The organism is Aeromonas sp. 600276 (genome assembly GCF_049175815.1).
Classification (GTDB): domain Bacteria; phylum Pseudomonadota; class Gammaproteobacteria; order Enterobacterales; family Aeromonadaceae; genus Aeromonas; species Aeromonas dhakensis.
The window spans coordinates 21,551-46,878 of record NZ_JAAKVU010000014.1 but is presented as its reverse complement, the minus strand read 5'-3'; the positions used below and the strand labels follow the sequence as shown (position 1 = coordinate 46,878).

25 protein-coding genes are annotated in these 25,328 nt (G+C 59.3%); 16 read left to right on the top strand and 9 right to left on the bottom strand.

Features of this window, described 5'->3' with window-relative positions; translation table 11 throughout:
* Window positions 1-39 precede the first annotated feature (39 nt).
* Window positions 40-687: a LysE family translocator gene (locus tag G5134_RS14565; protein ID WP_065017220.1), complete on the top strand. Its 648-nt coding sequence runs from the start codon at window positions 40-42 to the stop codon at window positions 685-687.
* A gap of 99 nt (window positions 688-786) precedes the next feature.
* Here the strand turns inward: G5134_RS14565 and mgtA are convergent, their stop codons facing one another.
* Window positions 787-3,549 (bottom strand): magnesium-translocating P-type ATPase, encoded by a 2,763-nt coding sequence (gene mgtA / locus G5134_RS14560; RefSeq protein ID WP_065017219.1) that lies wholly within the window; start codon window positions 3,547-3,549, stop codon window positions 787-789.
* 1,235 nt (window positions 3,550-4,784) lie between these two features.
* Between mgtA and G5134_RS14555 the strand changes: the two genes are divergently transcribed.
* Complete coding sequence (locus tag G5134_RS14555) at window positions 4,785-5,894, top strand: YeeE/YedE thiosulfate transporter family protein (RefSeq protein ID WP_197495597.1); 1,110 nt, start codon at window positions 4,785-4,787, stop codon at window positions 5,892-5,894.
* 78 nt (window positions 5,895-5,972) lie between these two features.
* Here the strand turns inward: G5134_RS14555 and G5134_RS14550 are convergent, their stop codons facing one another.
* Together G5134_RS14550 and G5134_RS14545 are read right to left on the bottom strand one after the other, a co-directional pair.
* The gene (locus tag G5134_RS14550; protein WP_421232074.1) at window positions 5,973-7,178 is read right to left on the bottom strand and encodes a DUF2920 family protein; all 1,206 of its coding nucleotides are present in this window, start codon (window positions 7,176-7,178) and stop codon (window positions 5,973-5,975) included.
* A gap of 127 nt (window positions 7,179-7,305) precedes the next feature.
* Window positions 7,306-7,926 carry a LysE family translocator gene (locus G5134_RS14545; RefSeq protein WP_421232073.1) on the bottom strand — a complete coding sequence of 207 codons (621 nt, stop codon included), beginning with the start codon at window positions 7,924-7,926 and terminating at the stop codon, window positions 7,306-7,308.
* Between the two features lie 101 nt (window positions 7,927-8,027).
* Here G5134_RS14545 and G5134_RS14540 point away from each other — a divergent pair, with 101 nt between their 5' ends.
* The gene (locus tag G5134_RS14540; protein ID WP_242761541.1) at window positions 8,028-8,912 is read left to right on the top strand and encodes a LysR family transcriptional regulator; all 885 of its coding nucleotides are present in this window, start codon (window positions 8,028-8,030) and stop codon (window positions 8,910-8,912) included.
* Between the two features lie 9 nt (window positions 8,913-8,921).
* Here the strand turns inward: G5134_RS14540 and G5134_RS14535 are convergent, their stop codons facing one another.
* Window positions 8,922-9,596: a chromophore lyase CpcT/CpeT gene (locus G5134_RS14535; RefSeq protein WP_260752141.1), complete on the bottom strand. Its 675-nt coding sequence runs from the start codon at window positions 9,594-9,596 to the stop codon at window positions 8,922-8,924.
* 270 nt (window positions 9,597-9,866) lie between these two features.
* On the opposite strand from G5134_RS14535, the gene G5134_RS14530 reads away from it, so the two are divergent.
* The 4 genes from G5134_RS14530 (at window position 9,867) to G5134_RS14515 (ending at window position 12,153) form a co-directional block, all read left to right on the top strand.
* Window positions 9,867-10,523, top strand: coding sequence for a DUF3313 domain-containing protein (locus tag G5134_RS14530; protein ID WP_268010020.1), 657 nt, complete (start codon window positions 9,867-9,869; stop codon window positions 10,521-10,523).
* A gap of 102 nt (window positions 10,524-10,625) precedes the next feature.
* Window positions 10,626-10,988, top strand: coding sequence for a cystatin domain-containing protein (locus tag G5134_RS14525; protein ID WP_421232072.1), 363 nt, complete (start codon window positions 10,626-10,628; stop codon window positions 10,986-10,988).
* Between the two features lie 124 nt (window positions 10,989-11,112).
* A complete protein-coding gene (locus tag G5134_RS14520) occupies window positions 11,113-11,625 on the top strand; it encodes a cupin domain-containing protein (RefSeq protein ID WP_095591805.1) in 513 nt (170 codons plus the stop codon).
* Window positions 11,626-11,703: 78 nt separating this feature from the next.
* Complete coding sequence (locus G5134_RS14515) at window positions 11,704-12,153, top strand: SRPBCC family protein (RefSeq protein WP_005307686.1); 450 nt, start codon at window positions 11,704-11,706, stop codon at window positions 12,151-12,153.
* Window positions 12,154-12,234: 81 nt separating this feature from the next.
* Here the strand turns inward: G5134_RS14515 and G5134_RS14510 are convergent, their stop codons facing one another.
* Together G5134_RS14510 and G5134_RS14505 are read right to left on the bottom strand one after the other, a co-directional pair.
* The gene (locus G5134_RS14510) at window positions 12,235-12,900 is read right to left on the bottom strand and encodes a hypothetical protein (protein ID WP_201900238.1); all 666 of its coding nucleotides are present in this window, start codon (window positions 12,898-12,900) and stop codon (window positions 12,235-12,237) included.
* Between the two features lie 188 nt (window positions 12,901-13,088).
* Window positions 13,089-13,589, bottom strand: a complete 501-nt coding sequence (locus G5134_RS14505) for a DUF1993 domain-containing protein (RefSeq protein ID WP_017785255.1) — start codon at window positions 13,587-13,589, stop codon at window positions 13,089-13,091.
* 278 nt (window positions 13,590-13,867) lie between these two features.
* Between G5134_RS14505 and ydfZ the strand changes: the two genes are divergently transcribed.
* The 3 genes from ydfZ (at window position 13,868) to G5134_RS14490 (ending at window position 16,170) form a co-directional block, all read left to right on the top strand.
* Window positions 13,868-14,065 carry a putative selenium delivery protein YdfZ gene (gene ydfZ, locus G5134_RS14500; RefSeq protein ID WP_065017212.1) on the top strand — a complete coding sequence of 66 codons (198 nt, stop codon included), beginning with the start codon at window positions 13,868-13,870 and terminating at the stop codon, window positions 14,063-14,065.
* Between the two features lie 279 nt (window positions 14,066-14,344).
* On the top strand, window positions 14,345-15,130 hold the full coding sequence (locus G5134_RS14495; RefSeq protein WP_421232071.1) for a hypothetical protein: 786 nt from the start codon (window positions 14,345-14,347) through the stop codon (window positions 15,128-15,130).
* A gap of 146 nt (window positions 15,131-15,276) precedes the next feature.
* Window positions 15,277-16,170 (top strand): LysR family transcriptional regulator, encoded by an 894-nt coding sequence (locus tag G5134_RS14490; RefSeq protein ID WP_065017210.1) that lies wholly within the window; start codon window positions 15,277-15,279, stop codon window positions 16,168-16,170.
* A gap of 110 nt (window positions 16,171-16,280) precedes the next feature.
* On the opposite strand, the gene G5134_RS14485 is transcribed toward G5134_RS14490, so the two are convergent.
* Window positions 16,281-16,763, bottom strand: a complete 483-nt coding sequence (locus tag G5134_RS14485; protein WP_065017209.1) for a hypothetical protein — start codon at window positions 16,761-16,763, stop codon at window positions 16,281-16,283.
* A 502-nt stretch (window positions 16,764-17,265) separates the two neighbouring features.
* On the opposite strand from G5134_RS14485, the gene G5134_RS14480 reads away from it, so the two are divergent.
* The 6 genes from G5134_RS14480 to G5134_RS14455 all read left to right on the top strand — a co-directional run bounded on the left by G5134_RS14480 (window position 17,266) and on the right by G5134_RS14455 (window position 22,348).
* The gene (locus G5134_RS14480; RefSeq protein ID WP_065017208.1) at window positions 17,266-18,426 is read left to right on the top strand and encodes a CgeB family protein; all 1,161 of its coding nucleotides are present in this window, start codon (window positions 17,266-17,268) and stop codon (window positions 18,424-18,426) included.
* 292 nt (window positions 18,427-18,718) lie between these two features.
* Window positions 18,719-19,156, top strand: coding sequence for a DUF2846 domain-containing protein (locus G5134_RS14475; protein ID WP_065017207.1), 438 nt, complete (start codon window positions 18,719-18,721; stop codon window positions 19,154-19,156).
* Between the two features lie 213 nt (window positions 19,157-19,369).
* On the top strand, window positions 19,370-19,900 hold the full coding sequence (locus tag G5134_RS14470) for an REP-associated tyrosine transposase (RefSeq protein ID WP_065017206.1): 531 nt from the start codon (window positions 19,370-19,372) through the stop codon (window positions 19,898-19,900).
* Window positions 19,901-20,104: 204 nt separating this feature from the next.
* The gene (locus G5134_RS14465; RefSeq protein WP_159162668.1) at window positions 20,105-20,737 is read left to right on the top strand and encodes a hypothetical protein; all 633 of its coding nucleotides are present in this window, start codon (window positions 20,105-20,107) and stop codon (window positions 20,735-20,737) included.
* Between the two features lies 1 nt (window position 20,738).
* Window positions 20,739-21,281 (top strand): ImmA/IrrE family metallo-endopeptidase, encoded by a 543-nt coding sequence (locus G5134_RS14460; protein ID WP_159162669.1) that lies wholly within the window; start codon window positions 20,739-20,741, stop codon window positions 21,279-21,281.
* Window positions 21,278-22,348 carry a beta family protein gene (locus G5134_RS14455; protein ID WP_159162670.1) on the top strand — a complete coding sequence of 357 codons (1,071 nt, stop codon included), beginning with the start codon at window positions 21,278-21,280 and terminating at the stop codon, window positions 22,346-22,348. Before G5134_RS14460 ends, G5134_RS14455 begins: the two co-directional genes overlap by 4 nt.
* Here the strand turns inward: G5134_RS14455 and G5134_RS14450 are convergent.
* Together G5134_RS14450 and uvrD are read right to left on the bottom strand one after the other, a co-directional pair.
* Window positions 22,331-22,951 (bottom strand): sce7726 family protein, encoded by a 621-nt coding sequence (locus G5134_RS14450; protein WP_421232070.1) that lies wholly within the window; start codon window positions 22,949-22,951, stop codon window positions 22,331-22,333. The two genes, G5134_RS14455 and G5134_RS14450, sit on opposite strands and share 18 nt — an antisense overlap.
* Before the next feature lie 92 nt (window positions 22,952-23,043).
* A complete protein-coding gene (gene uvrD / locus G5134_RS14445) occupies window positions 23,044-25,215 on the bottom strand; it encodes a DNA helicase II (protein WP_042050290.1) in 2,172 nt (723 codons plus the stop codon).
* Window positions 25,216-25,328: the final 113 nt, after the last annotated feature.

Here is a 25,328-nt window from a genome sequence, read left to right as displayed (position 1 = left end):
CGCCATGCTGTCGCCTCGTACCATCATCGAGGTTTCACCATGTTCACCAGCCTGTTTCTGACCATAGGTCTCATCCACCTCATCGCCCTGGCGAGCCCGGGCCCCGACTTCGCGCTGATCCTGCGCACCAGCCTGCACAGGCCCACCGCCCTCGGGGCGGCGCTGGGCATCGCCTTGGCGATTGTGGTACATGCCACCCTCAGCCTCACCGGCATCAGCCTGCTGATTGCCGAACACCCCTGGCTGTTCATGACGGTGAAGGTGGTCGGCGCCCTCTATCTGGGCTGGCTCGGCTGGGGAGCGCTGAAGGCGGCCTGGCACAGCTCGGCCGAGCTCGCCCTGCACGCCGGCGGCGAGGCGCAGGGCTGGCGCAAGGGGGTGCAGCGCGGCATTGCCACCAACCTGCTCAACCCCAAGGCGCTGCTGTTCTTCATGGGGCTGCTGGCCGCCATGGTGACGCCCCAGGTGGACGGCCTGACCCGCGGCCTGCTGGTGCTGGAGCTGTTCCTGCTCTCGCTGGCCTGGTTCGGGGTGCTGGCCTGGAGCCTCTCCACCGTTCGCGCCCAGCGCCTGCTCGGCCGCGTGCAGCGCCCGCTCAACCTGGTCACCGGCCTGCTGTTCGGCGCCGTCAGCCTCTCCATCCTGACCGGCATGGCCGGCGAGGCCTATGCCCTGGTCCTGCATTGACCCCTGTCTTGCAGACATGAAAAAGAGGGATGGCCCGGGCCATCCCTCTTTGCGTTCATTCTTCCTGGCCGGGTAACCGGCCCTCTCACAGGCCCTTCATCAGAACCACTGACCGTGGCGCTTGATATAGAGGGTCTTGACGGTCTGGGTCAGCCCCATGTAGGCCAGCATGGTGATCACCAGCCACATGAAGTACTTGGGCCCATCCAGAGTGATGAAGCCGAAGTGCTCAGCCAGCGGCGAGAACGGCAGGTAGCAGCCGATGGCGATGGCGATCGAGGTGGAGAGCAGCACCGGCAGGGTGGCGGTACTCTGCAGGAAGGGGATCTTGCGGGTACGCAGCATGTGCACTACCAGGGTCTGCGACACCAACCCCTCGATGAACCAGCCGGAGTTCATGATGGCCTGACCGTTGACCAGCGGATCCATGCTGCCGTTGGCGGTGGCATAGAGGGCACCGGCACCGAACACGAACCACATCAGGCAGTAGGTGCTGATGTCGAACACCGACGAGGTCGGGCCAAGCCACAGCATGAAGCGCTTGATGTTGCTCGCCTCCCACTTGCGCGGCCGCTTGAGGAACTCGGGGTCCATCTTGTCCCACGGCAGCAGCATCTGGGAGACGTCGTACACCAGGTTCTGGATCAGCATCTGCATCGCCAGCATGGGCGCCCAGGGCAGCCAGGCGGAGGCCACCAGCACCGAGAAGACGTTGCCGAAGTTGGAGCTGGCGGTCATGTTGAGGTACTTCAAGATGTTGCCAAAGGTCTCGCGCCCCTTGATCACCCCCTCCTCCAGCACCATCAGGCTCTTCTCCAGCAGGATGATGTCGGCGGTCTCCTTGGCGATGTCGGCACCGCTGTCCACCGAGATCCCCACGTCTGCATCCCGCAGCGCCGGCGCATCGTTGATGCCGTCACCGAGGAAACCGACGGTATTGCCGTTGGCCTGCAGCGCCTTCACCACCCGCGACTTCTGCAGTGGGGTGAGTTTGGCGAAGATGGTGGTCTGCTTGACCGCCTCGCACAGCGCCACATCGTCCATCCCCTCGATATCCTTGCCGAGCAGCGGCACGCCGGGCGCCAGCCCCACATCACGACACACCTTGCTGGTGATGATGGGGTTGTCGCCGGTCAGCACCTTGACCGCCACCCCGTACTCGTTCAGTGCGCGGATGGCCGGCGCGGCCGAGTCCTTGGGCGGATCGAAGAAGGTGAGGAAGCCGCGCACCACCAGCTTGGCCTCGTCGCGGGTCTGATAGCTCTGCTTGCACTCGTCAGCCGGGATCTCGCGGGTCGCCACGATCAGCACCCGATAGCCCTCGGCGTTGAACTCCTCGCTCTGCCGCAGCAGGGCGCGGCGATCCGCGTCGGTCAGCTCCCGCACCTCCTGGCCATCGGCGATCTCGCTGGAAACGGCCAGCATCTCTTCCACCGCCCCCTTGGAGACCATCAGCTGCTGGCCCAGATCGTCCTGCACAATGACTGACAGGCGGCGGCGCACGAAGTCGAACGGCAGCTCGTCCACCTTGCGGTAGTTGGCCGGCTTGCAGCTCTCCCCCAGGGCATCGGCGTGCTCGACCACCGCGATGTCCATCAGGTTCTTCATGCCGCTCTGGTGAAAGCTGTTGAGCCAGGCCAGCTGCAGGATCCGGTCGTCCCGGTTGCCACGCACGTCGTAGTGGTGCTCGAGGATGATCTTGTCCTGGGTCAGGGTGCCGGTCTTGTCGGTGCAGAGCACGTCCATGGCGCCGAAGTTCTGCACCGAGTTGAGCCGCTTCACCACCACCTTGCGCTTGGCCATGGCCACCGCGCCGCGCGCCAGGTTGGCGGAGACGATCATCGGCAGCATCTCGGGGGTGAGCCCCACCGCCACTGCCAGCGCGAAGGTGAGCGCCGACATCCAGTCGCCGCTGCTGACCCCGCTCAGCATGAAGACGATGGGCACCATCACCAGCATGAAGCGGATCAGCAGCCTGGTGACGCTGTTCACGCCGCGATCGAAACTGGTCTCGATGCGCTTGTGGCTCACCACGTTGCGGGCCAGTGAGCCGAAATAGGTGTCGCTGCCGGTGGCCACCACCACGGCGCGGGCGGTACCGCTCACCACGTTGGTACCCATAAAGCAGATGTTGGGCAGATCGAGCATCCCCCCCTCGGCTGCAACGCTCCCTTCCGCCGACTTGCCGGCCACGGCGCCCAGGGTGTCGTACTTCTCCACCGGCAGCGCTTCGCCGGTCAGCACCGCCTGGCTGATGAAGAGATCGCGCGATTCGATCAGCTTGATGTCGGCCGGGATCATGTCCCCCGCCTGCAGATGCACTATGTCACCGGCCACCAGCTCGGTCATCGCCACCTCCTTGCGCTGGGGAGCGACCCCGGGCGAGGGGCGACGCTGCACGGTGGCGGTGTTGCGCACCAGCGACTTGAGCGCCTCGGCCGCCTTGGCGGAGCGGTACTCCTGCCAGAAGCGCAGCAGACCGCTCAGGCCCACCATGACGCCGAGGATGATCACCTTGACCCAATCCTCGTCGCCCGGCTCGGCCATCAGCACGTCCATCACGTAACTGACCAGCCCGAGCACGATCAGCACCATCACGAAGGGGTTCTTGAACGCCTGCAGCAGCTGGATCAGCGCGTGGGGCGGCTTGTCGTGGGTCACCTCGTTGGGACCGAACTGGATCAGGCGGTTGGCGGCCTCGGTCGCGGTGAGGCCGTCGATGTTGCCGCGCACGGCGGTGAGGGTGTACTCGAGGGACTTGTCGGCCTCGTCAAGCACCCGGGAGGAGAGCTTCTCCTTCTGGCTGCCCGGGGCGACGAACCCTCTCTGCTTGTGCCGGCTGGCGGTATGTTGTTGTTTCATGACTCTTTATCCTGATTTTTACGCGCAAGCGGGCGCTGTCGCGGGCCGGGCCTGGCGTCAGTGCTGAAATCGAAGGCTGTGAACCCAACACTGTGCCGGCACGCTCAATCGTCGCGCGCGGGGCGGCCCGTCAGACAAATGTCTGCCGTCGTGCCAACCGGCATGGTCAGGTCGGATCAGGGGTCAGGACACCGCATCCCGTCCCGCAGGGATCAGGAGTGGGCAGGCGTGGACCCCGAGGGTCTAGGTTTGGGCTCTTCGGTCATGGCGGTTCCTCCGAGTTGGGCTGCAGCAAGCCGGCCCCGGCATATCGAGGGCACGGCAGGTCATCGCCAGCGGGCAAATCCACGCGGCGCGCATTATCGACAGGGCATGAATCGCGACGACGGCGACTCATTGCACAAAAGAAGATCTGGATAACGGCAAGCAACCATAACGGCATGATGGTCGAACAATAACGAGCGGCGCGTCATGGTCCGGTTCAACGGGAAAATAACCGCACCCCATTAATATATATTTCGCAGTCACCTGAGCATATTCAGAAATATATAATAAAAGCCGCTCTTTATTTAAGTCCGCAACTATCCCTATCGAAAATCAGATTGTTTTCAATACGAGACATCCATCGTGTTATTTCACGCCAGCCTGCTTGCCCCTGCTCACCAGAGCGCTGATAAACGGGTGCAACGGGCAGCCCCGGGCCCATGATGAAGGGCTCACGTGACAAGGCGTGCAATTGCTGGGGCGCGAGGCGGCATGGCTCGCAGAGGGAGTGGAACAATCCGGGGAGCAACGCAGATCCCGGCGGGACTGGGTTGCAAGAGTCGGGATGACTCGCTAGATGCCACACTCTGAGCGATCAGAGTGAGGGAGAAGAAGGGATATCAACCTCAGTTCTGATTAGCCCACATCGCGCTGTGCAATCGGCTACAACTGTCGCTGTCCATAATATCCTTCCACCTGTTGATAACACGCCAAGATTCTACCCAGAAATATGGGGTGGCGCAAAATATAAATTCATCTTTCGCCATCAAATTCCAATTAAGGACGGCAGAGATATTAATTATTGCGCGAAAACGGATTCATCCTCATTTCGCTCTGCAAGACAGGGTTAATTGATCTGGATGGGGTTTTGCCCGAATTTTCCGGCCATCCACCGGATCCGGGCTGGAATCGGACTCAATGTGGGAATAGGATGCACGGCTTCCATCCATGACGCACAGGAAACAACAGGCATGAATCGAAAATGGTCGCTCCCCATCGTGGCAATCGCGGGGGGAGCGTTACTCTGGCTCGGCAACACCTTTGGTATGAAATGGGCGCTGATGGCCCTGATCGGATTCGGCTTCGGCTTCACCCTCTCCTTCAGCCGCTTCGGCATCGTGTTCGGTTGGCGCGAGATGCTGACCAAGCGCAACAGCTACTACGTGCGGGTTCACCTGCTCACCATCGCCATCGAAATTCTGCTGTTCACCTGCTTCCTCTCCTTTAGCCACGCCCTGTTTGGCGATGCCATGGTGGGCAACGTGATGGCCATCGGCATTCCCTTCATCGTCGGTGCCTTCTTGTTCGGCATCGGCATGCAGCTGGCGGGCGTCTGCGCCACCGGCACCCTTTACTGCTGCGGCGAGGGGCAACCCCGCTTCTGGCTGGTGCTGCTCTGCTACGGCATCGGCACCCTGATCAGCAACCAGTTCCGCCCCGAGCTGGAGGCCACCTTCTCCAGCCATGTGGTGCTGGCAAAAGACCTGACCGGCAATATCTGGAGCGGCATGCTGCTCAACCTGGCGCTGGTCGCCGCGCTGTTCCTGCTGTTTCGCAAGAGCGAGCTCAAGCGCACCGGTGAGCTCAAGCCCCTCTTCAGCGGCGGCAACCTGTTCTGGCGCGATGGCCGCTTCACCGTGCTGACCGGCGGCATCATCATAGCTCTGCTCAACTCCAGCGTGGTCGCCCTACACGGCTCGGCCTGGACCATCACTGGCGCCGTCTATGACATGGCGCTGCGCGGTGCCTCCCTGTTCGGTCTGTTCGAGGGGCACCCCAAGCTGGCCCAGCCGCTCTTCATCAACCCCATGGTCGGCATGTTCTGGCTGGGGATCCTGGGGGCCATGCTGGCGCGCTGCATCAGCGGTGGCGGCCAATTCGCCCCGATGCGGCTTGGCAACAGCCTGGCCTCCATCATCGGCGGCCTGCTGATGGGGATGGGTGCCATGTACAGCGCCTGCAACCTTGGCGGCTTCTTCGACGGCACGGCATCGGGCAGCCTGCACGGCTGGGTCTGGATGTTGATGGCCCTCGCCGGCAGCCTGATCGGCATCCGCCTGCGCCCGCTGTTCAGGCTCTGAGTCGCAAACCATCGATAACAACAACGGGGGCCTGGCCCCCGTTGTTGTTTCGGCAAACACCCCATCCCGGCATCAATGTCAGGTGGATGCCATGCCCTCGATCCGCTGGCGTTGCAGCCGCACCTGCGGGTGTGCAAAGTTCAGCTGATAGACCGAGTGACCGGCATGCAGGGTCACCTCGGTGGCGTGAGTGGCCACGAAGGAGGGGGAGCGTTCGGCCAGCAGTGCCAGCCCCTGTTCGAAGAACTGCAGCATGGAAAGCCCCATGCCGTGCTCCATGTTGCGGATGAACTCGCCATCGACACTCGACTCGTCGAACAGGATCAACTCGGCGTTGAAACCCCGTGCCAGCATGGCGCGCGCCATGGCCAGCTTGGCATCGGCAGGGGCAATGGCGTCATGAATGGCGTGCACCATCAGACAGAAGGTCTGCGTGCCTCCCTGTGCGGCCATCTGATCGAGCTGGGAGGCACTGAATGCCCGGATGATGAAGGCATCCACATCGAACTCGTGCGGGTGCCCAGCCACCATCCGCCAGGGGGAATCCACGCACAGCGCCAGCTCCACCCCGCCTTGCAGGCTGCACTGGTACTCCACCGCACCGATGTCCCGTCCCACTACATAGGCCAGGTTGGGCTCGGCCCAGGAGGAGTTGTCAAACAGGGCGCGGACATAGCCGGGGCGAAACTTGTTGACCAGCTGCGCCAGATAGCCGCCGTAAGAGGAGCCGACCAGTATCAGGTTGTCGCGACTGCCGCCGTAACGGAGCATCGCATCTTCGATAGCATTGAGGATGTCGAGGGCGGCCATTACCCCGAAGTTCTGGTAGGCCCCATCGGGCGGTATCAGCAAACCGTGAAAGCGCAATGGCGCCGCCGGTTGCAAGGTGTCCAGCCCACGCAGCAGTGCGGCATCGGACGTCGTGGCGGGCAACCCCAGCAGGGCGAGTGCACGCGCACGCTCCTCTGGCAGCAAGGAGATGACCGCCCCCACCGCCGGACGCGAACGCATGCAGAAATAGTCGACACAAAGTGCCGCCATGCCGTGCTGCGCGGCCACCTTTTCGCAGAATACCTGGCTGTAGGCCCCCAGATCACCGCCAAATCCTGGGATATAGACCACCAGGCCGCTGCCAGCCCGTTCGGCCCCATGGATCCGGTAGCGCACCTGACGCTCGCCGCACAACCCCAATTCGACGTCGGGATGACCGACCACCTCGTGTTCGTAATAAGACATGCTGCCAACCTTGTTGAAAGGCCATGCCATGGGCATCGCCTCGACCATGTCAGTTGGGGTCCTGATTATCCTTGCCCCACTCCCTGAACCTGGAAGCATGCGGCATAAAGAGCGCCGATGGAATCTTATTTCTCCTGCTCACCCCATGCGGGACGCTCGCTGCCGGGTTATGCCCCTATCTCAACCCCTTGAACAGCAGCAACAGGGCAAAACCGGTGAACATCACCGCCGACAGCCGGTTGATCCCCCTGGCGAAGCGTTCGCCATAGCCTTGCGCCCCCACCCAGTGGAACACCAGGCAGTAGCCGCCATGCACCACCAGCACCACGGCGCTGAAGGTGACCGCCAGCAGCATGCACTGACCCAGCGCCCCGTGTTGAAAGTCGATGAACTGGGGGAACAGGCTGGTGAAGAAGATGATCGCCTTGGGGTTGAGCAGGCTGATGAGCGCCCCCTTGATGAAGCTGCGGCGGCAATCCCGATCCGACCCGGCCCCCGGCACCGGGCTCACCGCCCGCTGGCGCCAGGAGTTGAGCCCCAGATAGAGCAGATAGATCGCGCCGCCCAGGGTGAGGATCTGCTGGCCCGCGGCCAGCCAGCGGGTGAACCAGAGCACCGCCAGCGAGGCCAGGCTCGCCACCAGCAGGATGCCCACCGCCACCCCGCAAAAGCCGGCGATGGCATGGCGAGCACCCCGGGTCAGGGTGTTGCCTATGGTGTAGATCACGGCGGGCCCCGGGCTCAGCACGGTGCCGATGGCGAGCAGCAGATAGAGGGCGTAATAGTCGAGCGTCATCGAGAGAGATTCCAGCTTGGATTGGCTGCCGCCCAGTATATTGACAGCCGCGACGCCAGCCAGACATAGTGGCGCCGGGCTTTATAAACCAGGAGTTTAGAGTGGATCGCTTGACCGCCATCGAGATCTTCGTCGAGGTTGCCCGGGCGGGCAGTTTCGCCGCCGTGGCGGAGCGCTTCGCGATGACGCCGGCCATGATCGGCAAGTACATCAAGTGGCTGGAGGCCAGGGTCGGCTCCCGCCTGCTCAATCGCAACACCCGTTGCCAGAGCCTGACCGAGGCGGGCCAGGAGTACCTCGCCGGTTGCCAGAGCCTGTTGCAACACTACCGGGAGCTGGAGCAGAACACCCTGGCCAATACCGGCCAGGCGGCGGGCAGGATCCGCATCAACGCCCCCGTCACCTTCGGCAGCTACCGGCTGACGCCGCTGCTGTGCCGTTTCATGGAGCGCTACCCGCAGATCCGCATCGAGCTGGATCTGTCGGATCGGCTGGTGGACGTCATCGGCGACGGCTTCGACCTCATCTTCCGGATCGGCCAGCCCAAGGATGCCGGCTACATCGCCCGGCCACTGACCAGCACGGGCTCGGTGTTTTGCGCCTCGCCAGACTATCTGCAACGCCACGGCACTCCCCTCACGCTGGCGGATCTGGCCAGCCACCACTGCCTGGGATTCAGCCCCTGGCTCGGCCAGTCGCGCCTGGCCGAGGCCTTTCCCCTCGAACAGCTGCACCTGTGGGACAGCCCCTTCATCAGCAACCACGGCGGCGCCCTCAAGGTGGCCGCCCTCAACCACGCCGGCATCCTGCTGCAGCCGCGCGCCCTGCTGAGCGAGGAGCTGGCGCGCGGTACCCTGCAGGAGATCCTGGCGGATGCCCTGCCCGCCCCACGCCCGGTCAACCTGCTCTACCCGGCCAGAGAGCCGCTGCCGCTGCGCCTGCGGCTGCTCATCGACTACCTGGTCGAGCAGCGCCACCAGCTGTAGGGCGCAGCCCTACTCGCCGCGCTGCTTCACCCGGCGCAGATAGACATAGCCCTCCCCCGGGCTGCCCCAGCGCTGATGAGCATCGGTGTCATAGGCCCGATCCAGCAGTCGCACGCTATGGGGGCCGATCCAGAGGTACTGCACCAGGGTGCTGGCACCGCCGAAATTGGTGGAGCAGCTGCCCACCTTGCTGTGGCCGGCATACTCTCCCGACGGCTGACGAGTCAGCCAGATCTCGCAGCCCTGGCGCAAAGAGAGCTGTTGCGGAGTGAGGGAGTCGAGCAGCTCGGGCCGGCGCCAGGCACCGGCAAAGTCGATGGCCCGCGGCATGGTCAGCTCGGCCATCAGGATGCGGCCATCGGGCACCAGCGAGAAGCGGTAGATGCGCTGGCGAAACGGGCGCACCGCCCGCTCGGTCAGGAACTGTTCGGCATAGACCCAGCGAAAGCCCTTGTAGCCGGGCCAGATCTCCACCAGCCGCAGCTCAGCGCTGGTAAAGCGGCTGTCGTAGCTGGCCTGCTCGCGGCTGGAGAACTCGCCGGTAAACCAGGAGAGCAGCGGCTCCATGCTGGCAGGCTGCGCCGTGGTGGTGCTGTCAGGGAGCGTGGTGACGAAGGGGCCGGGTGCCGCCCAGGCCAGACAGGAGAAGAGCAGCCCCCACAGGGCCGCCATCAGGCTGGTCATCGAATCCTTCCGAATCAGTGTCATGGCGGCGATTATATGAGCGAACGGCGTCAATATCCGCAACCTTGATCAAATGATTGCCGATCCGAAACAAAATCATCGTATTAGCGTCATGTCCCGGCAATCGGGTAGCCATCGACGCCAGGCTGGACCCTGCCTGAACACCCCGCATTCTGTCCTTGTGGGCGCTCTTTGAATCGGTTATCTCTCTTGCCATGCCCTGTGCAGCGGATGCCAGGGTCGGACAAGCAGCGCAATCAGGAGCAAGAGATGAAGAGAGCCGTAATCGCGGGCATGGTGGCCATTCTGCTGAGTGGCTGCGCGGTGAAGAACCAGGTCTCCCACAGCCTGCAGGCGATCCCGCTGACCGCCTTCCAGCAGAGTGAAAGCAACCCCAACCAGCGCATCTACAAGGAGCCCGGCGTGGATCTGCGCCAGTACCAGCAGGTGCTGCTCGACCCCTTGCAGTTCATCCGCCAGGAGAACGGCCAGTGGTATCTGCTGACCGCCAACGAGCAGAACGAGATCGGCCGCTACTACCACGCCACCTTCCAGCGCGAGCTGATGAGCCACGGCGTCAAGATTGCCACCGCCCCCGGCCCCGGCGTGCTGCGGGTGCAGGCCGCCATCACCAACTTCGACCTGACCCGGCCAGACCCCAAGCTGCGGGATCTGCTGCCCGCCAAGATCGCCATCAACGTCACCCGCGAGGTGATCGGCAAGGAACCCTATCTGCTCAGGGTGGGCAGCATGGCTCAGTTGCTCGACTCCCAAAGCGGCAAGCTGCTGGTGCGGGTGATGGATGCGCGCGAGAGCCCGGACACCACCCACAAGGAGAGCCCCATCACCGCCAGCGAGATGGCGAAGATGATCGACCAGTGGGCCGCCGGCCGCGCCAAGCAGCTGGCCGACAACCTGGGCCGCTGAACAGGCTGGCCGCCCCCAAAAGGGGGGCTTTTGGAGCCATGACAGCTGCGTTATCGCCCGAATGTTGATAAGGTCATTACTTTATTGGCTGGAGGAAAAGATATGAAAAAAGCGCTGTTTCCCATTCTGGTTGCCGGCCTGCTGAGCGCCTGCAGCATGGCTCCGCAGCAGCAGGAGTGCGCCCCCATGGCCGGCGGATGGCAGAGTCAGCCGTTGCCGAACGCCGACGCCGAAGTGGCGCTGGCCGGCGTGCTGGCGCGCATGAACACCTCCGCCAGGCTGGAGCGCATTCTCGAGGTGCGCAGCCAGGTGGTCTCCGGGATCAACTACGACATCGCCTTCCAGCTCGACAACGGCGAGGTGTGGAATACCCGCGTCTATCGGGATCTCGCCGGCCACTACCAGATGACCCGGCCGGCCGCCCAGGGGGAACTGCCCGCCATGCCTTGCGTCAAGGCCAAATAGCCCCGACCATCGGGCCCCTCGCCAGAGGGACTCATCTGACCAGCAAATCTCTGCTGTTCTCCCCGCACTCCGGCAGTCAGGATGACCCTTCCCGTGACCATATCTTCATAGAAAAGGAACCACTATGACCCGCCACCCCAGCATCAAGCACTGGCGCGAGCTGCAGGAGCCCGAACCCGGCCGCTACTCCGGCAGCCAGGAGCCGCTCTCCCTGGGCAGCGCCCTCGGCAGGCACTACGGCTTTGCCCGTCTCGGCATTCACCACGAGCTGCTGCCGCCGGGCCGGCGCACCAGCTGGCCTCACGCCGAGGAGACAGAGGACGAGTTCGTCCACGTGCTGGAGGGCACCCCGGATGTCTGGCTCGACGGCGTGCTCCATCGGCTGCAACCCGGTGACTCGGTCGGCTTCAAAGCGGGCGACGGGCTGGCCCACACCTTCATCAACAACACAAATCAGCCGGTGCGGCTGCTCTGCGTGGGCGACACCGATCGGGCGGACAACCACATCCACTACGCCCTGCACCCCGAGCGCAACCGCTTCATCGGTGAGCGGCACTGGGATGCGGTACCCGAGCGCGAGCTGGGGGATCACGACGGCCTGCCCGACCAGCTGCGCGAGCGCAACGGCCCCTTCTAGGGCGCCGCGGCCGGCCTCTGGTCGGCAAGCGGACGCAACCGACTATCCTTGATGGACCCAAGGCAACGAGGAAGAGAGATGAAGACAGGAACAGTGCGGCTGCATCGGGTGCTCAAGGCACCGCCGATGCGGATCTACCGGGCCTTTATCGAGGCCGATGCGCTGGCCAAATGGCTGCCTCCCCACGGCTTCACCTGCCAGGTGGAACAGCTGGAGGCCAGGGTCGGCGGCCACTTCCGAATGGCGTTCACCCAGTTCGGCAACGGCCACAGTCATGCCTTTGGCGGCGAATACCTGGAGCTCGAACCGGGCAAGCGCATTCGCTACACCGACAGCTTCGACGACCCCAACCTGCCGGGGGTGATGCACGTGACCGTGATCCTGACCGGGGTGGTGTGCGGCACCGAACTCGTCATCGTGCAGGAGGGGATCCCCGCAGCCATCCCGGTGGAGATGTGCTATCTCGGCTGGCAGGAGTCGTTGGCCCAGCTGGCGGCCCTGGTGGAGCCGGAGATCCCGCCGGGCTGAGTGACGCCCACGAAAAAGCCTGCCAGCCGGCAGGCTTTTTTTATTGCTGACGGCCTGTGCGCGCCAAACCACCATCCGGGCTCAGCGGCCGGGGGCCTTGTCCAGCGGGAAGGCGAAGAGATCGCGGCGATAGGTCTCGACCACCAGGCTGAACGGCACGCCATCCCCCCGTGAGAGGATGGCCCTATGCTGCAGCACCCGCTCGGGGATCGCCAGCGGCTGGTCACTGCTGGTGAGGGTGGGCATCTGCATCTCCCAACCGGCCGGCAGGGGTGCCCACAGCAGGGTGGAAGAGAGGGTCCGGCGGCTGAAGTTCAGCGCCTTGACGGCCAGGCCAAACGGGGTATCGCTGGTGTCGAGGAGCCGGTTCATCTCGGGAGTGAGGCGGCTTTTCACGTACCAGTTGTCTGCTTCGGAGAAGAGATGATCGCCGCAGGCGAGCTGTACCCGGCGATAGCCTACGGGCTCATCGGCCGCGATCTTGAGCTGCTCGCGGACGGCGGCATCGGCCGGTTTGCGGGTATCCTGATCACGCAGGGCGCGGATGCGCGGCTCCCCGGCCATCCGGTGGTCGGCGCACCAGTTCTGCAGGGTGACGGTGGCGCTCGGGTTGCTGAGCAGGGTGGCATTGAGGGTCTGCAGCAGCGCCTGCGCCTTGAGACGGGTGACGGGGGTGTCGGGCCAGCTTGCGGCGACGCTTTCCTGCGCCTGCGCGGCGCCATGGCACAGCAAGGCCGCCAGCATCATTACTCGGATCTTCATGTTTCTCTTACCCTTTCTACTTTGACGCCGGATTGTAACCGCGCGAGGGCCGAAGACCACGCCTTTATGCCCAGAGCCGTCGCCAGCGACCATGCCGCTAGATCTGGCTCGCCCCCCGTTCGCGGATAAAAAAAGCCTGCCAGCGGGCAGGCTTTTTCGTTCCTGAATACAGCTTATTGCAGCTTGATGGCACCCAGGTAATCCCCCTTGCCGAGCTCGACCCCGGCCTGGCGCAGCAGGGCATAGGTCATGGTGAGGTGGAAGTAGAAGTTGGGGATGCCGTACTCGTGCACGCAGGTGTGACCGTCCATTCCCTTGCCACCGGCCCAGTAGGGGGTGTAGTGGCCGCTCGCATACTGGCTGAAGTCGGCATCCAGCTTGCTCTGCAGATAGGTGAGGGTCTTGGCCACATGGGCGCGCAGATCCGCCATGGTCTTGGGGTCATCCCCCAGCACCGGCGGCTCGCTCAGGCTGGCGGTGGCCACCACGGCGCGGGCGCTGTCGCAGCAGATCAGCACCTGCTTGGCCAGCGGCAGCATGTCGACGATCAGCCGCTCATTGAAGAAGTTCTCCGCGTTGAACTTCTTGGCGGCGGCATGGGCCTCGGCCTTGGCCAGACAGTGGTCGAGGTTGGTCAGCATCTTGATAAACTGGGCGGCGATCTCACGATTCATAATGCGCTCTCGGTTGGTTGAAGGCGGTTGCACGAGCGGCATCCACTATAGCGTATCCCCCCGTTTGTTCGAGCCCGCCCCCGCAAAAAGCAGTACCGACCTGCCTTCCCAGCGACAGGATTGGACGACCCCGCACGGCAGGTCCGTTCGCCCTTGCCGACGCACCGAGTCCCTCTCTGGCTCTTTTTTGATCTGTGACATGCATCACTCTTTGACAGGGGCGTAGGCTGATTCGCGCAGCCCGGGCATACCGCCGGGCCCCACAAAAGGAGAGTGCCATGAAAATCTATGATCGAAACCGCAATGCGCTCACAGCGGGTCAGCGCGTGATGATCGCTGCCACCGGCGCCGTCGACTTTCTGAAAGAGGCTCAAACCGACAACCTGACCCCCTATCAGGCCGAGCATGAAAAGTGCGTGCTGCTGGCCAACTCCCGGGAGCAGTACGCCCCCATCGAGTTGATTAGACTAGGCTGATACCCCGCGTTCTCTGTCACCCTACTCTTTACAATTCACCCGGCCGCCTCGCCCCGTCAGTGGCCGGGTTTCTGCTCTCCCTTCCCTATGTTCCCCGTGTCTACGCTGGTTCGAGCAAGGATGCGTCAATCAACCTTGGCCCCTGCGGCTCCGGGCAGCATGATGGCGGCCACCCATGCGATTGATTACCAGCAGTGAATTTTGATATTCATTTGATGCTATTTCAGTGCACTTTCCACCGCCCTAGACTGCTTCTCGAACCTTAACGAGGAGTCTTGTATGAAACTCACCCATATTACTTTGCTGGCCGGCACCATCGCTTCGGCCCTCTCTTTCAACACCTTCGCCGGTGACCTGGTCTCGGTGCAGTTCAGCGATGGCCGCCCCGCCGTGACCGGGGTCGAAGCGGTCAACAAAGCGCTCAACCCCATCGGCGTCAACGTGGTCACCGTCGACATTCCCGAGGCCGCCAGGCCGCTGCTCGCCGCCTCCCACCGCCGCGCCCTGACCAAAGCGGAGCACGGCGCCCTGATCTCGGCCTTCAACCTGAGTCAGGGGGAACTGCTGGAGCAGGCCAGGCTCGCAGGGCGCGCGCCTGCGGTGCAAGGGGGCGGCGTCGCCACCGAAGAGACCGGCGTCGGCCCCTACCCCAAGGTCTATGACCTGATGGCGCTGGACGAGCGCACCCGCAGCGCCGTGCTCGGCAAATATGGCCGCATGCACGTCAACTCCGCAGAAGACGGCACCGACATCGACGAGGTGATGACGGTGGTCAGCGGCGGCCCCTTCCGCTGGGGCTTTACCCTCAAAGACGGCAGCATCGCCCGCTTCCAGATCGACAAGGTGGGCCTTGAGGACAAGGCCGTGCGGATCAGCTATCACGGGCTCGGCATGCACGCCGGGTTGATGGACGCAAAACAGGGGCTGTTGGTGGCCTTCGCCCACGGCCCCAGGGCATTCACCATGCGCTACCAGGCCGACGTGCCCCACGCCCAGCTGCTCGGCACCAACCCTTGGGCCGATGTCGGCATCAACCTGCCCCCCGCACCAACAAAGGCGCAATAAGCCGCCGCGGCACCGGGCGGTCGGGCCAAGGCCCTGCCGCCCTTGTTGCGCCTCTCTGTTACCTGGCGCCCGGCGAGCCGGATTGGGTGAATTCACCGCGCCATGATGGCACCATCATTTACCAGTAGTGAATTAACGGGGGCAGGATGAACAAGATCACGGCGCTGAACGTCTTTCGCCGGGTGGTGGAAATGGGCACCTTCAGGGCGGCGGCGGACGACCTGCACCTCTCGCAGGCGGCGGTCAGCAAGAACATCAACGAGCTGGAAGCCTTTCTCGGCATCGCCCTCATCAACCGCACCACCCGGCGGCTGAGCGTCACCGAATCCGGCATGGCCTATTACGGCCAGATATGCGCCGTACTGGACAGCCTGGAGGCAGCCGACCAGTCCATCATGGCCGCCTCCTTCACCCCCAGGGGCAGGCTGAGGATCGGCATGCCCATGTCCTACGGGCTGATCCGCCTCAACCCCCTCGTCTGCGCGTTCCAGCGCCGCTACCCGGAAATCGGCATCGAGGTGATCCTGAGCGACGCCTACATGGATCTGGTGGATCAGGGGCTGGACGTGGTGATCCGGGGGGCTGGCACCCTGGAGGACTCCACCCTGCGCGCCAAGCCCCTGTGCGAGGTGCAGCGGGTGCTCTGCGCGGCCCCCGACTACCTGAAGGAGGCGGGCCAGCCCGCCCACCCGGCGGATCTCAAGGGCCACAACTGCCTGCGCTACAGCCTCTCCTCCTCCCCCGACAAGTGGTTCTTCACCCGGGACGCGGAGAGCGTGGCGGTGGAGCTGCCCCCCGCCAGCTTCTGCGCCAACAACGGCATAGCCCTGAAACAGGCGGCGGTGCAGGGGCTCGGGGTGATCCTGGTACCGGATGAATTCGTGTCGGACGAACTGGCGGACGGCACCCTGGTCAGATTGCTCCCCAACTGGCAACCCGACCCCCACGCCCTGTTCGCCGTCTACCCCTTCCACAAGGAGCAGTCCCGCAACGTGCGGCTCTTTATCGAATTTATCGTCAAGGCATTTCAGCTGAGGTGAGCCCGATAGGCGGATGCCTGTTGGAACCCGCCTGCATGTAGGTTCGATTAGCGAAGCGTAATCGGACGTTCGTGGAATCGGACGATCGCGTCATCGATCGTTCCCTCTGGCTACCGCCCGCCGTCCAGGATGACGCCCCTTGCCTGTGTTGCCGATGTATCCGCAAATAGTCGCCTGCCAAGCTGGCGGATCAGCAGCAGCGGCGACAACAGGGTGAGCAGCAGCCAGTGGGTGTGGGGCAGGATAAAGCTCCAGATGATCTCGTGAGGCAGCCAGGTCGACGCGGTTGCCGTCATAAAGGCGATGTCATAGGTCTGCCACAACCAGAGTCCGGCAAAGAGCGGCAACAACAGCGGGCGGGGTGTCAGCAAAAACAGCGGCACGTAAACACAGGCGAGTACGACGCTGAACTCCAGCATGGCCGGGGTCAGCTCAGCCAAGGTATGACTGGGGGAGAGACCGCTCCATTGGACAGGCGTCCCCTCGGCCAGTGCAGGCCACCAGGATGCGTATTGAAACAGGGTAAACGAAATCAGAAACAGCAGGCTGGTCAGCAGCGCCAGCGCCGTTTTTCGCAACAGCCAGCGCCCCATCCGGCGCAGTGTCGGCATCCACTTAGACATCAATGACTCCCATTTGGTGACGGGGCAGTATGCCTTGGCTGGCGGCGTGGTCAAAGCCGCCCTGCAGACTCTCTTGCCTACGCCCACACGCTTTTCTGCCTCCGAGTTACAGCCAAGACAGGCATGTTGGTTCCATTGACCAAGCGTCATCGGGCATATGGGAAGCTAGACGGGTACCCGCATCTGAAGATGTGTCATTCGTTGACACCCTGCCTGGGTGATTGTTGATCACCAAGCTTCGTGCGAGACTCTTCATCGCGTTATCCAGGGACAATTGAGACCAGTATGGACAACGTCGCCTTGACGACCCCTCTGTCCTGACAAGCCGGGAGGCCAGGGCCAAAAACAGGCCCATCACATGATGGGGCAGCAAAACAGTCATCAGGACATGACGAGGGTACAGGGCTCAATGACATGACGCAGGAGCCTGCAAGATCACCCCCTCTCCATGACCAGACACAGGGGAGCAAACATGAAGGATCAGGCTGCAACCGTACTCTGCTTTGAGCATGTCACCATCGCGAGAGACTGCATGGACACGCTCCAGGCGTTGGGGTTTAACGTGATTCGCATCGCCTATTCTGCCGAGGTGTTTACCAGGCTGCCATTTCTCAATTTTGATTACCTCTTCAGCATCAACTTCAACCCCCTTCTCTCTCAAGCGGCCGAAGCGTTGCGCAAGCCCTACATTGCCTGGGTGGTCGATACGCCTTGCTATGGCATGCATCATGACGCCATCTCCAACCCCCTCTCCTTCACGTTTGTCTACGACCTTGCCGTAGCAAGCAGGCTCAAGGAGCGGAGCAAGGGCAACGTCTACTACCTGCCGGTCGCCGTCAACGAGCTGCGCCAACTGCCAGCCGAGCCGGGTTATGATCACGATATCTCCTTCATCGCCAACCTGACCCCGCCGGAATACCAGACCCACATCAAGCCACGGCTGGCCCCGGGACCGCTGCAAACGCTGGAAGAGCTGATTGGGCACATCGATGCGCACCTGGAGGGGCGGCCCTTGACCGCACAACTCACGGAATCTCATATACGGCTTGTGAAAGAGGTGTATCCGCTGAGCGGGCTACCCTACCTGAACGAATATGAAAAACTGGCGTATCTGCTGGGGCGCGAACACTCCTATCGGGAAAGGGTGTCCTGTATCCAGACTCTGGCAGCCCGGTTTGAGCGGGTCGCCGTGTATGGAAACCCGGAGTGGGCAACACACACGCAGAGCTATTGTGGATACGCAGAACATTACCAAGCGATGCCACGCCTGTTTCAACGCAGCAGGATCAACCTGAATCTGGTGCGCAGTTTCGTCGAGTCGGGGCTCCCCATGCGGGTGTTTGATATTCTTGGCGCCGGTGGATTCATGGTGACAAACGACAAGGAGGATCTGCATCATCTCTTCACCCCGGGCAAGGATCTGGTGATCTTCCGCGACAAGCAGGACCTGCTGGAGATCTGTGGCTATTACCTGAGCCACGAGGATGAGCGCGCCGCCATCGCCGCCCATGGGCAACAGACAGTGCTGGCCCACCACACCTATCGAGCGCGCCTGATCAGCTTGTTCCAGACCGTCCAGAGTGAGCTGGCAAGCATGCAATCCTCTGGTGTACAAGCGCATTCAAATAACTGACGGCCATGTCTGATATCAGACGGTGAGTGGCCATCCCCTCTGTCAGCCCGTGCAGGTTCGATCAGCGAGGTGTAATTGAACCTAAGTCCCTGCCCTGCGTTGCGTCAGCATTCACTTAGACATCAATGACAAGCGGTATGCCGCGGTTCGCTGCACCGTCCAAGTGCCGCACCATACCGGTTAATTGCCGGAATATTGAATCCCGTCACACCGGCAGCGGTTTGAGTGGTTGCCCGGCCACAAAGCCTCATGCGAACCTTTAAATCCCGTTAACACACTCAAACCAAACACTATGTTCAGGCAAATAATGATGGGTGCTGCCCTGCTGTCGGCGGCGCTGCTTTCCGGTTGTGCTTCCGTCCCCATGGCCGATGCTACCGCTGACGCGCAGGCCAAGCAGTTTGTGGCGCCCAAGGATGCGGCCAACCTCTATATCTATCGCAACGAGACCTTCGGCACGGCTGTCAAAATGCCGCTGCTGGTGGATGGTATGGCGGTCGGCGACACCGTGGCCCACACCTATATCCTCAAGCAAGTGACGCCGGGCAGCCACACCATCACCTCCAAGTCGGAGAACGACGCCACCCTGACCCTCAGCACCGAGGCGGGTAAAAACTACTACGTCTGGCAGGAGGTCAAAATGGGCCTGCTGATGGCCCGCTCCAAGCTGAGTCAGGTCAGTGAAGAGGAAGGCAAGCAAGGGGTGATGGAGAGCAAGCTGGTCAAGTGACCAGATATTTTCACCTCACAAACACGGCGTAGTCTTACCAGCTACGCCTCTGTCAGAAAGGTGGGTGTCCCATATTTCCTGTCCGTGTAGGTTCGATTAGCGAAGCGTAATCGGACGATCGCGTAATGGAACATCCACACCATCACAACCCGCAAGCAGATCGAAGTGAGGCAAGGCTATGCTTGGCTTTTCGGTCTCAACAAGGGAAAGAGGATGGCTAACTGGCGGCGGGCATGGTGGCCCGGAGGAACCTGGTTCTTTACCGTCAACCTGCTGGAGCGGCGCAACAACCGGTTGCTGGTGGAGCAGATCGACCTGCTGCGCCACAGCGTTGCCAAGGTGCAACAGGCTCACCCCTTCGCCATTCACGCCTGGGTGGTGTTGCCCGACCATCTCCACTGCATCCTCTCGCTGCCGGAAGGGGACACCGATTTCCCCCTGCGTTGGCGGCTAATCAAAAGTCACTTTTCCCGCGCCTTGCCGATGACAGAGCGCCGCAGCCATACCCGCTTGCGCCACGGGGAACGGGGTATCTGGCAACGCCATTATTGGGAACACCTGATCCGGGATGAGCGGGATTACCGCCACCATATGGATTACGTCCATATCAACCCGCTCAAACATGGTCATGTCACCAGGGTGGCCGATTGGCCGTATTCCACCTTCCATCGTTATGTGGCGAGCGGCATCTATCCGCCGGATTGGTGCGGATCGGTGGATGGGGTGTTGGAGGGATTGGAGTAAAAACCCTAACAAGGTTGTTCCGTTGTAAGCGGCCGATTACGCGATCGTCCGATTACGCTTCGCTAATCGAACCTACGGCCCTAATGCTGTGATTGATCTTGGGTCAAATCTTGCTGATAGATCACATTAAGATGGGCTTTTTTTATTCACCTCATGATTACCTTACGGTATTATGGTGCCATAAGGGTATGCATAGGTATAGTTATGGAAAATAAATTGTCCAAACGCGATATTATATTAACATCATTGATTACAGCCTCCACTCTAATTATTGCATGGCTAGTGATGTTCCATTTCATTGCTACTCCATCTTTCTTAAAATACATTGGTATTGGAAATGTTTTTTCGTTAGTAAACCCCAATAGTGAGTTTGACCCAATGACAAGCCATATGGTTGGCGAGTTGGCTAAACAAGGCACTATTGTTAGTCTTGATGATATATGGAGTTATCAAAGTAATTTATATCAAACCATTATAACGTTTTTAATTGCGATAAATGGTCTTCTTGCTGCGCTTGCCATTTTTTATATTAAAACTTCTTCTAATGAGAAAGCTATTGAAGCCGTCCACAAATATATAAATGGTATAGAGTTCGATGCTTTGGTGAATAAGAGAGTAAAGAAAAAATTATCACCTATCAGGGATGCATATGAAGAGGATACGCAGAGAGTTGATGATCTCTTGGGTCTGGGGAGTCGAGTGCAAGATGAGAACATACGACTTAGTGAAGAATTTATAAAAATAAAAGAGCAACTTACGTTCATCTCTGACAAAATAGCGAAAATGGATAAAGCAGATGATGATGGCAAAGAACTGCATCTGATGTCGAGGAAATAAAATGGCATTTATCAAGAAAAAAGATCGTCAAATTATTCCTTCGGAAGGATTCGAAGAACTGTCTACACCAGATGAGCTGATCAAGTTAGCTGAAAAAAATGGGATAAAAACCGATCCCATTAATGTTACAGAGCTTGCTATGGTTCTTGGTATTTCTATTATCTATGAACCTATGCCAGATGATGACTCTGGCTCTCTTAAAATTGATAAAAAAACAGGCTCTTGGGTGATGACTGTAAATTCTCTTCATCACCCGCATAGACAAAGATTTACAATAGCTCATGAACTTGGGCATAGAGTAAAACATGCTCGAGAAAAATCTCTTTTTGAAGATAAAACATTTTTTAGGAATGGTGATTCAAATATTGTTGAAGCCCAAGCGAATAGATTCGCAGCTGAATTACTAATGCCTAATGATGTATTTGCGAACTTTATTGAAAAAGTATCTTCAAAAGTCGAAGATATAGCTGATCATTTTCAGGTGTCTTCAATGGCCGTAAGAATAAGAGCCAAGCAACTCGGTTATGAAGGTCATAATTTATGAGTAAATTTAAATATTTCCCTATTATTAAGACTCGAGATGCTGAGTTGAGATGTTTTGAGAATATCAGGGGTGATGTTTTCGATAAAATACTTCCAATTTATGAGTTAACAAAGTCAAGGAAGTGTCTTAAAGCCCCAGATGGGGATATTTTTAGACGCATGCAACAAATTAAAAAAATTCAAAATGGCAGACCATTCATTCTCGACTTGACTACGGATGAAAAATATATAAACCCACAAATAAAACAATTATTGTCAGAACAAGATGGTTTCTGGAACTGGCGGCATTTTTTCAATGAGAGCCATCGAGATTTAAATATTATACCAATGGTCCATATATATGAAGATGATGACCGTGGGTTTGAAGATGTGATAAAATTTGTGCGTGATGTATCGAGTTATAAGAATAACTTAGCGGTAAGGCTACCATACGATCTTGATGAAGATGAAATTGTATATTACTTGGAGCCTATAGTAAGTAACTTGTCTGACGATTGTAAGTTATATGTATTTCTTGATGCTGGATATATCCGTAAGGATGCCAAGGAGTCTTTATCTGATGTATCTAAAACCTTTCTAAGGTCTGCAAGAGCAGTCAATGGATTTGCTAGAAAAATTGATGAGTTAGTAATTCTCTCTACTTCATTCCCCTCTAGTCCAGCAACAGAAGGAGGGCATGATTCTGATGGCTCATTCATTATTTATGAGGAGTCAATTTATCATGCCGTCAAGAAAGAACTGAACAATATAAAATATGGCGATTATGCTTCTATCAACACAGAGCAAATCGAAATGAAGGGTGGGACGTTTGTTCCAAGAATAGATATTGCACTAAAAGATGGTAATACATTCATCTATAAAAGATATAGAAGAAATGAGGGTAGTTATATTCGGTGTGCCAAGGAGGTACTAACTGATCCTCGTTACATGAATTATCATGGTTGGTCTGATGAGGAGATCTTGTCCGCAAGTGAGGATAATCCATCAGGTATTAGCCCCGCATATTGGATATCTGTTCGTATGCACTACTATATTACAACACGAGTTATTTTAAGATCTTTTTACTAGATACGAGGGTGGGCGCTTAGTTAACGTATATATATCGTCAGCGTTCACCTTTTCTATAACATCCATTCTGAGCATTTCAGAAGGGGTTATATATCTCATCATCATTTCATTTCTAGATTCTTTATGTAGTATTTCTTTCGATATATTCTTAGATGCATAAATGCATAGTTCATGCTTAGAAAGTGGTGATTTTATTCCAGTTAGCTGTTTTAGTCTATTAATTGGAAAATAGCTGGCCAATACTTCTTTATCATGCATTTTAAATTGATGTGACTTTCTTATAAATTTTAAGCTTGAGTCATCAACAACAATAATGCCAAAATTCTTAGATACGGAGCTTCGAATAGCGTTCAGATGATTTTTCTCACAAACAATATAGCAAAAATCAAAGAAACTTTTATATGACTCCAATTGGTATTCAAGACGAGATATATTATCTCCAGCACTTTTTATTTCATATGCAGTCGCTAGACCATTTTCAATAGTGATAATGTCGGCTCTTCTCTCGCCATACTGAAAAGATACTTCCGCTCCTAATATTAAATCATCATTCTTTTTTACAAAAAACTCGACAAGAGTTTTTTTAATCTGTAACTCAGTCATAAAAATACCAGTATATTGTTAGCCATTTTAGACCAACATTTATATGCCAATCCGAACACAAAGCGTTGCGGATTGGCATATAAATAACATAATCAAAGCGCTTCCAATCTGGCATACGCCGTCACCAGCCACTTGGCGCCGACGTCGTCGAACTGGATCTGCACCCGGCTCTGCTGGCCGACCCCTTCGAAGTTGAGCACTATGCCTTCCCCGAATTTCGGATGGAGCACCCGCTGGCCGAGCTTGATGCCGCTGGCGTCAAAGCTCTGCTGCACCTCGTTCTGGCTAAAGCGGCCGTACTGGGTGGGGCGGCTGACCTGGGTGCGCAGCCGGATCTCTTCCAGACACTCGGCGGGCATTTCGCGGATAAAGCGGCTCGGCTTGTGGAACATCTCGCGGCCGTAGATGCGGCGGCTCTCGGCATAACAGATGTAGAGCTTCTCCATGGCGCGGGTCATGCCCACGTAACAGAGGCGCCGCTCCTCCTCCAGGCGGCCCGACTCCTCGGTGGATTGCTGGCTGGGGAACATGCCCTCTTCCACCCCGACCAGCAGCACCAGCGGGAACTCCAAGCCCTTGGCGCTGTGCAGGGTCATCAGCTGCACCGCATCGGCATATTCGTCCGCCTGATTCTCGCCGGATTCCAGCGCCGCGTGGGCGAGGAAGGCGGAGAGATCGCTCATGTCCTCCAGCTCGTCCGGGCGCTGGTACTGGCGGCAGGCGGTGACCAGTTCGTCCAGGTTCTCTACCCGCGCCTGGGATTTCTCGCCTTTTTCCGCCAGATACATCGCCTTGAGGCCGGAGTGCTGGATGGCGATATCCGCCTGCTGATGCAGCGGCAGCAGGGAGACCTGCTCCTCCAGCGCGTCGATCAGCTCCACAAAGCCGCGCACCGCATTGCCGGCGCGGCCGGTCAGCACCTTGTCATTGAGCAGTGCCTTGGCCGATTGCCACAGGTTCTGGCCCTGATCACGAGCATTGTTGCGCAGGATTTCGAGGGTGCGATCGCCGATGCCGCGGGTCGGGGTGTTGACCACCCGCTCGAAGCTGGCGTCGTCGCCTCTGTTGTTGATAAGGCGCAGGTAGGCCATGGCGTCCTTGATCTCCTGGCGCTCGAAGAAGCGCAGGCCGCCGTAGATGCGGTACGGCATGGCGTCCTGCATCAGCGCCTCTTCCAGCACCCGTGACTGGGCGTTGGAGCGATAGAGGATGGCGCAGTCGGCCAAGAGGCCACCTTTCTCTTTCCAGTCCTTGAGGCGGCCGACCACGAAGCGGGCCTCGTCCACCTCGTTGAAGGCGGCGTAGAGCGAGATCGGCTCGCCCTCGGCCCCTTCGGTCCACAGCTCCTTGCCAAGGCGCTCGGCGTTGTTGGCGATCACGCTGTTTGCCGCTTTCAGGATATTGGCGGTGGAGCGGTAGTTCTGCTCGAGGCGGATGGTCTGCGCCCCCTCATAGTCGGTCAGGAAGCGCTGGATGTTCTCGATCTTGGCGCCACGCCAGCCGTAGATGGACTGGTCATCGTCACCGACGATCATCACCTTGCCGGTGTCGCCGGCCAGCATCCGCAGCCAGGCGTACTGGATGCCGTTGGTATCCTGGAATTCGTCCACCAGGATGTTCTGGAAGCGGTCGCGGTAGTGCTCGAGGATGTGGGGCTTGTTCAGCCACAGCTCGTGGGCGCGCAGCAGCAGCTCGGCAAAATCCACCAGCCCGGAGCGATCGCAGGTCTCCTGATAGGTCTTGTAGATCTGCTGATAAGTGCGGGTGACGGGGTCGCCGTAGAGGTCGATGTCGCCGGGGCGCAGCCCCTCGTCCTTCTTGCCGTTGATGTAGCCCATCACGGCGCGCGGGGCCCAGTGCTTCTCGTCGAGGTTGAGCGCCTTGAGCACCCGGCGAATGAGACGGTACTGGTCGTCGGAGTCGAGGATCTGGAAATCCTGCGGCAGCCCCGCATCCAGATGGTGGGCCCGCAGCAAGCGGTGGGCGATGCCGTGGAAGGTGCCGATCCACATGCCGCGCACGCCGTCACCGATCACCTTCTCGACCCGGCCGCGCATCTCGGCTGCCGCCTTGTTGGTAAAGGTCACCGCGATGATGGAGAAGGGTGAACAGCGTTCCACCTGCATCAGCCAGGCGATACGGTGCACCAGCACCCGGGTCTTGCCCGAACCGGCACCGGCCAGTACCAGCAGGTTGCAACGGGGGGCCGCCACCGCGTCTCTTTGCTTGTCATTGAGCCCGTCGAGCAGGGTTGAAACGTCCATCACCACTCCTGTTTATTTATACAGGCGGGGATTATACGACCTGCGGCGCCACAGACCAAATCGGCGTAGGGGTGATCACCACGGCCCGGTTTCTTGTCACCCCGGCCGAGGCG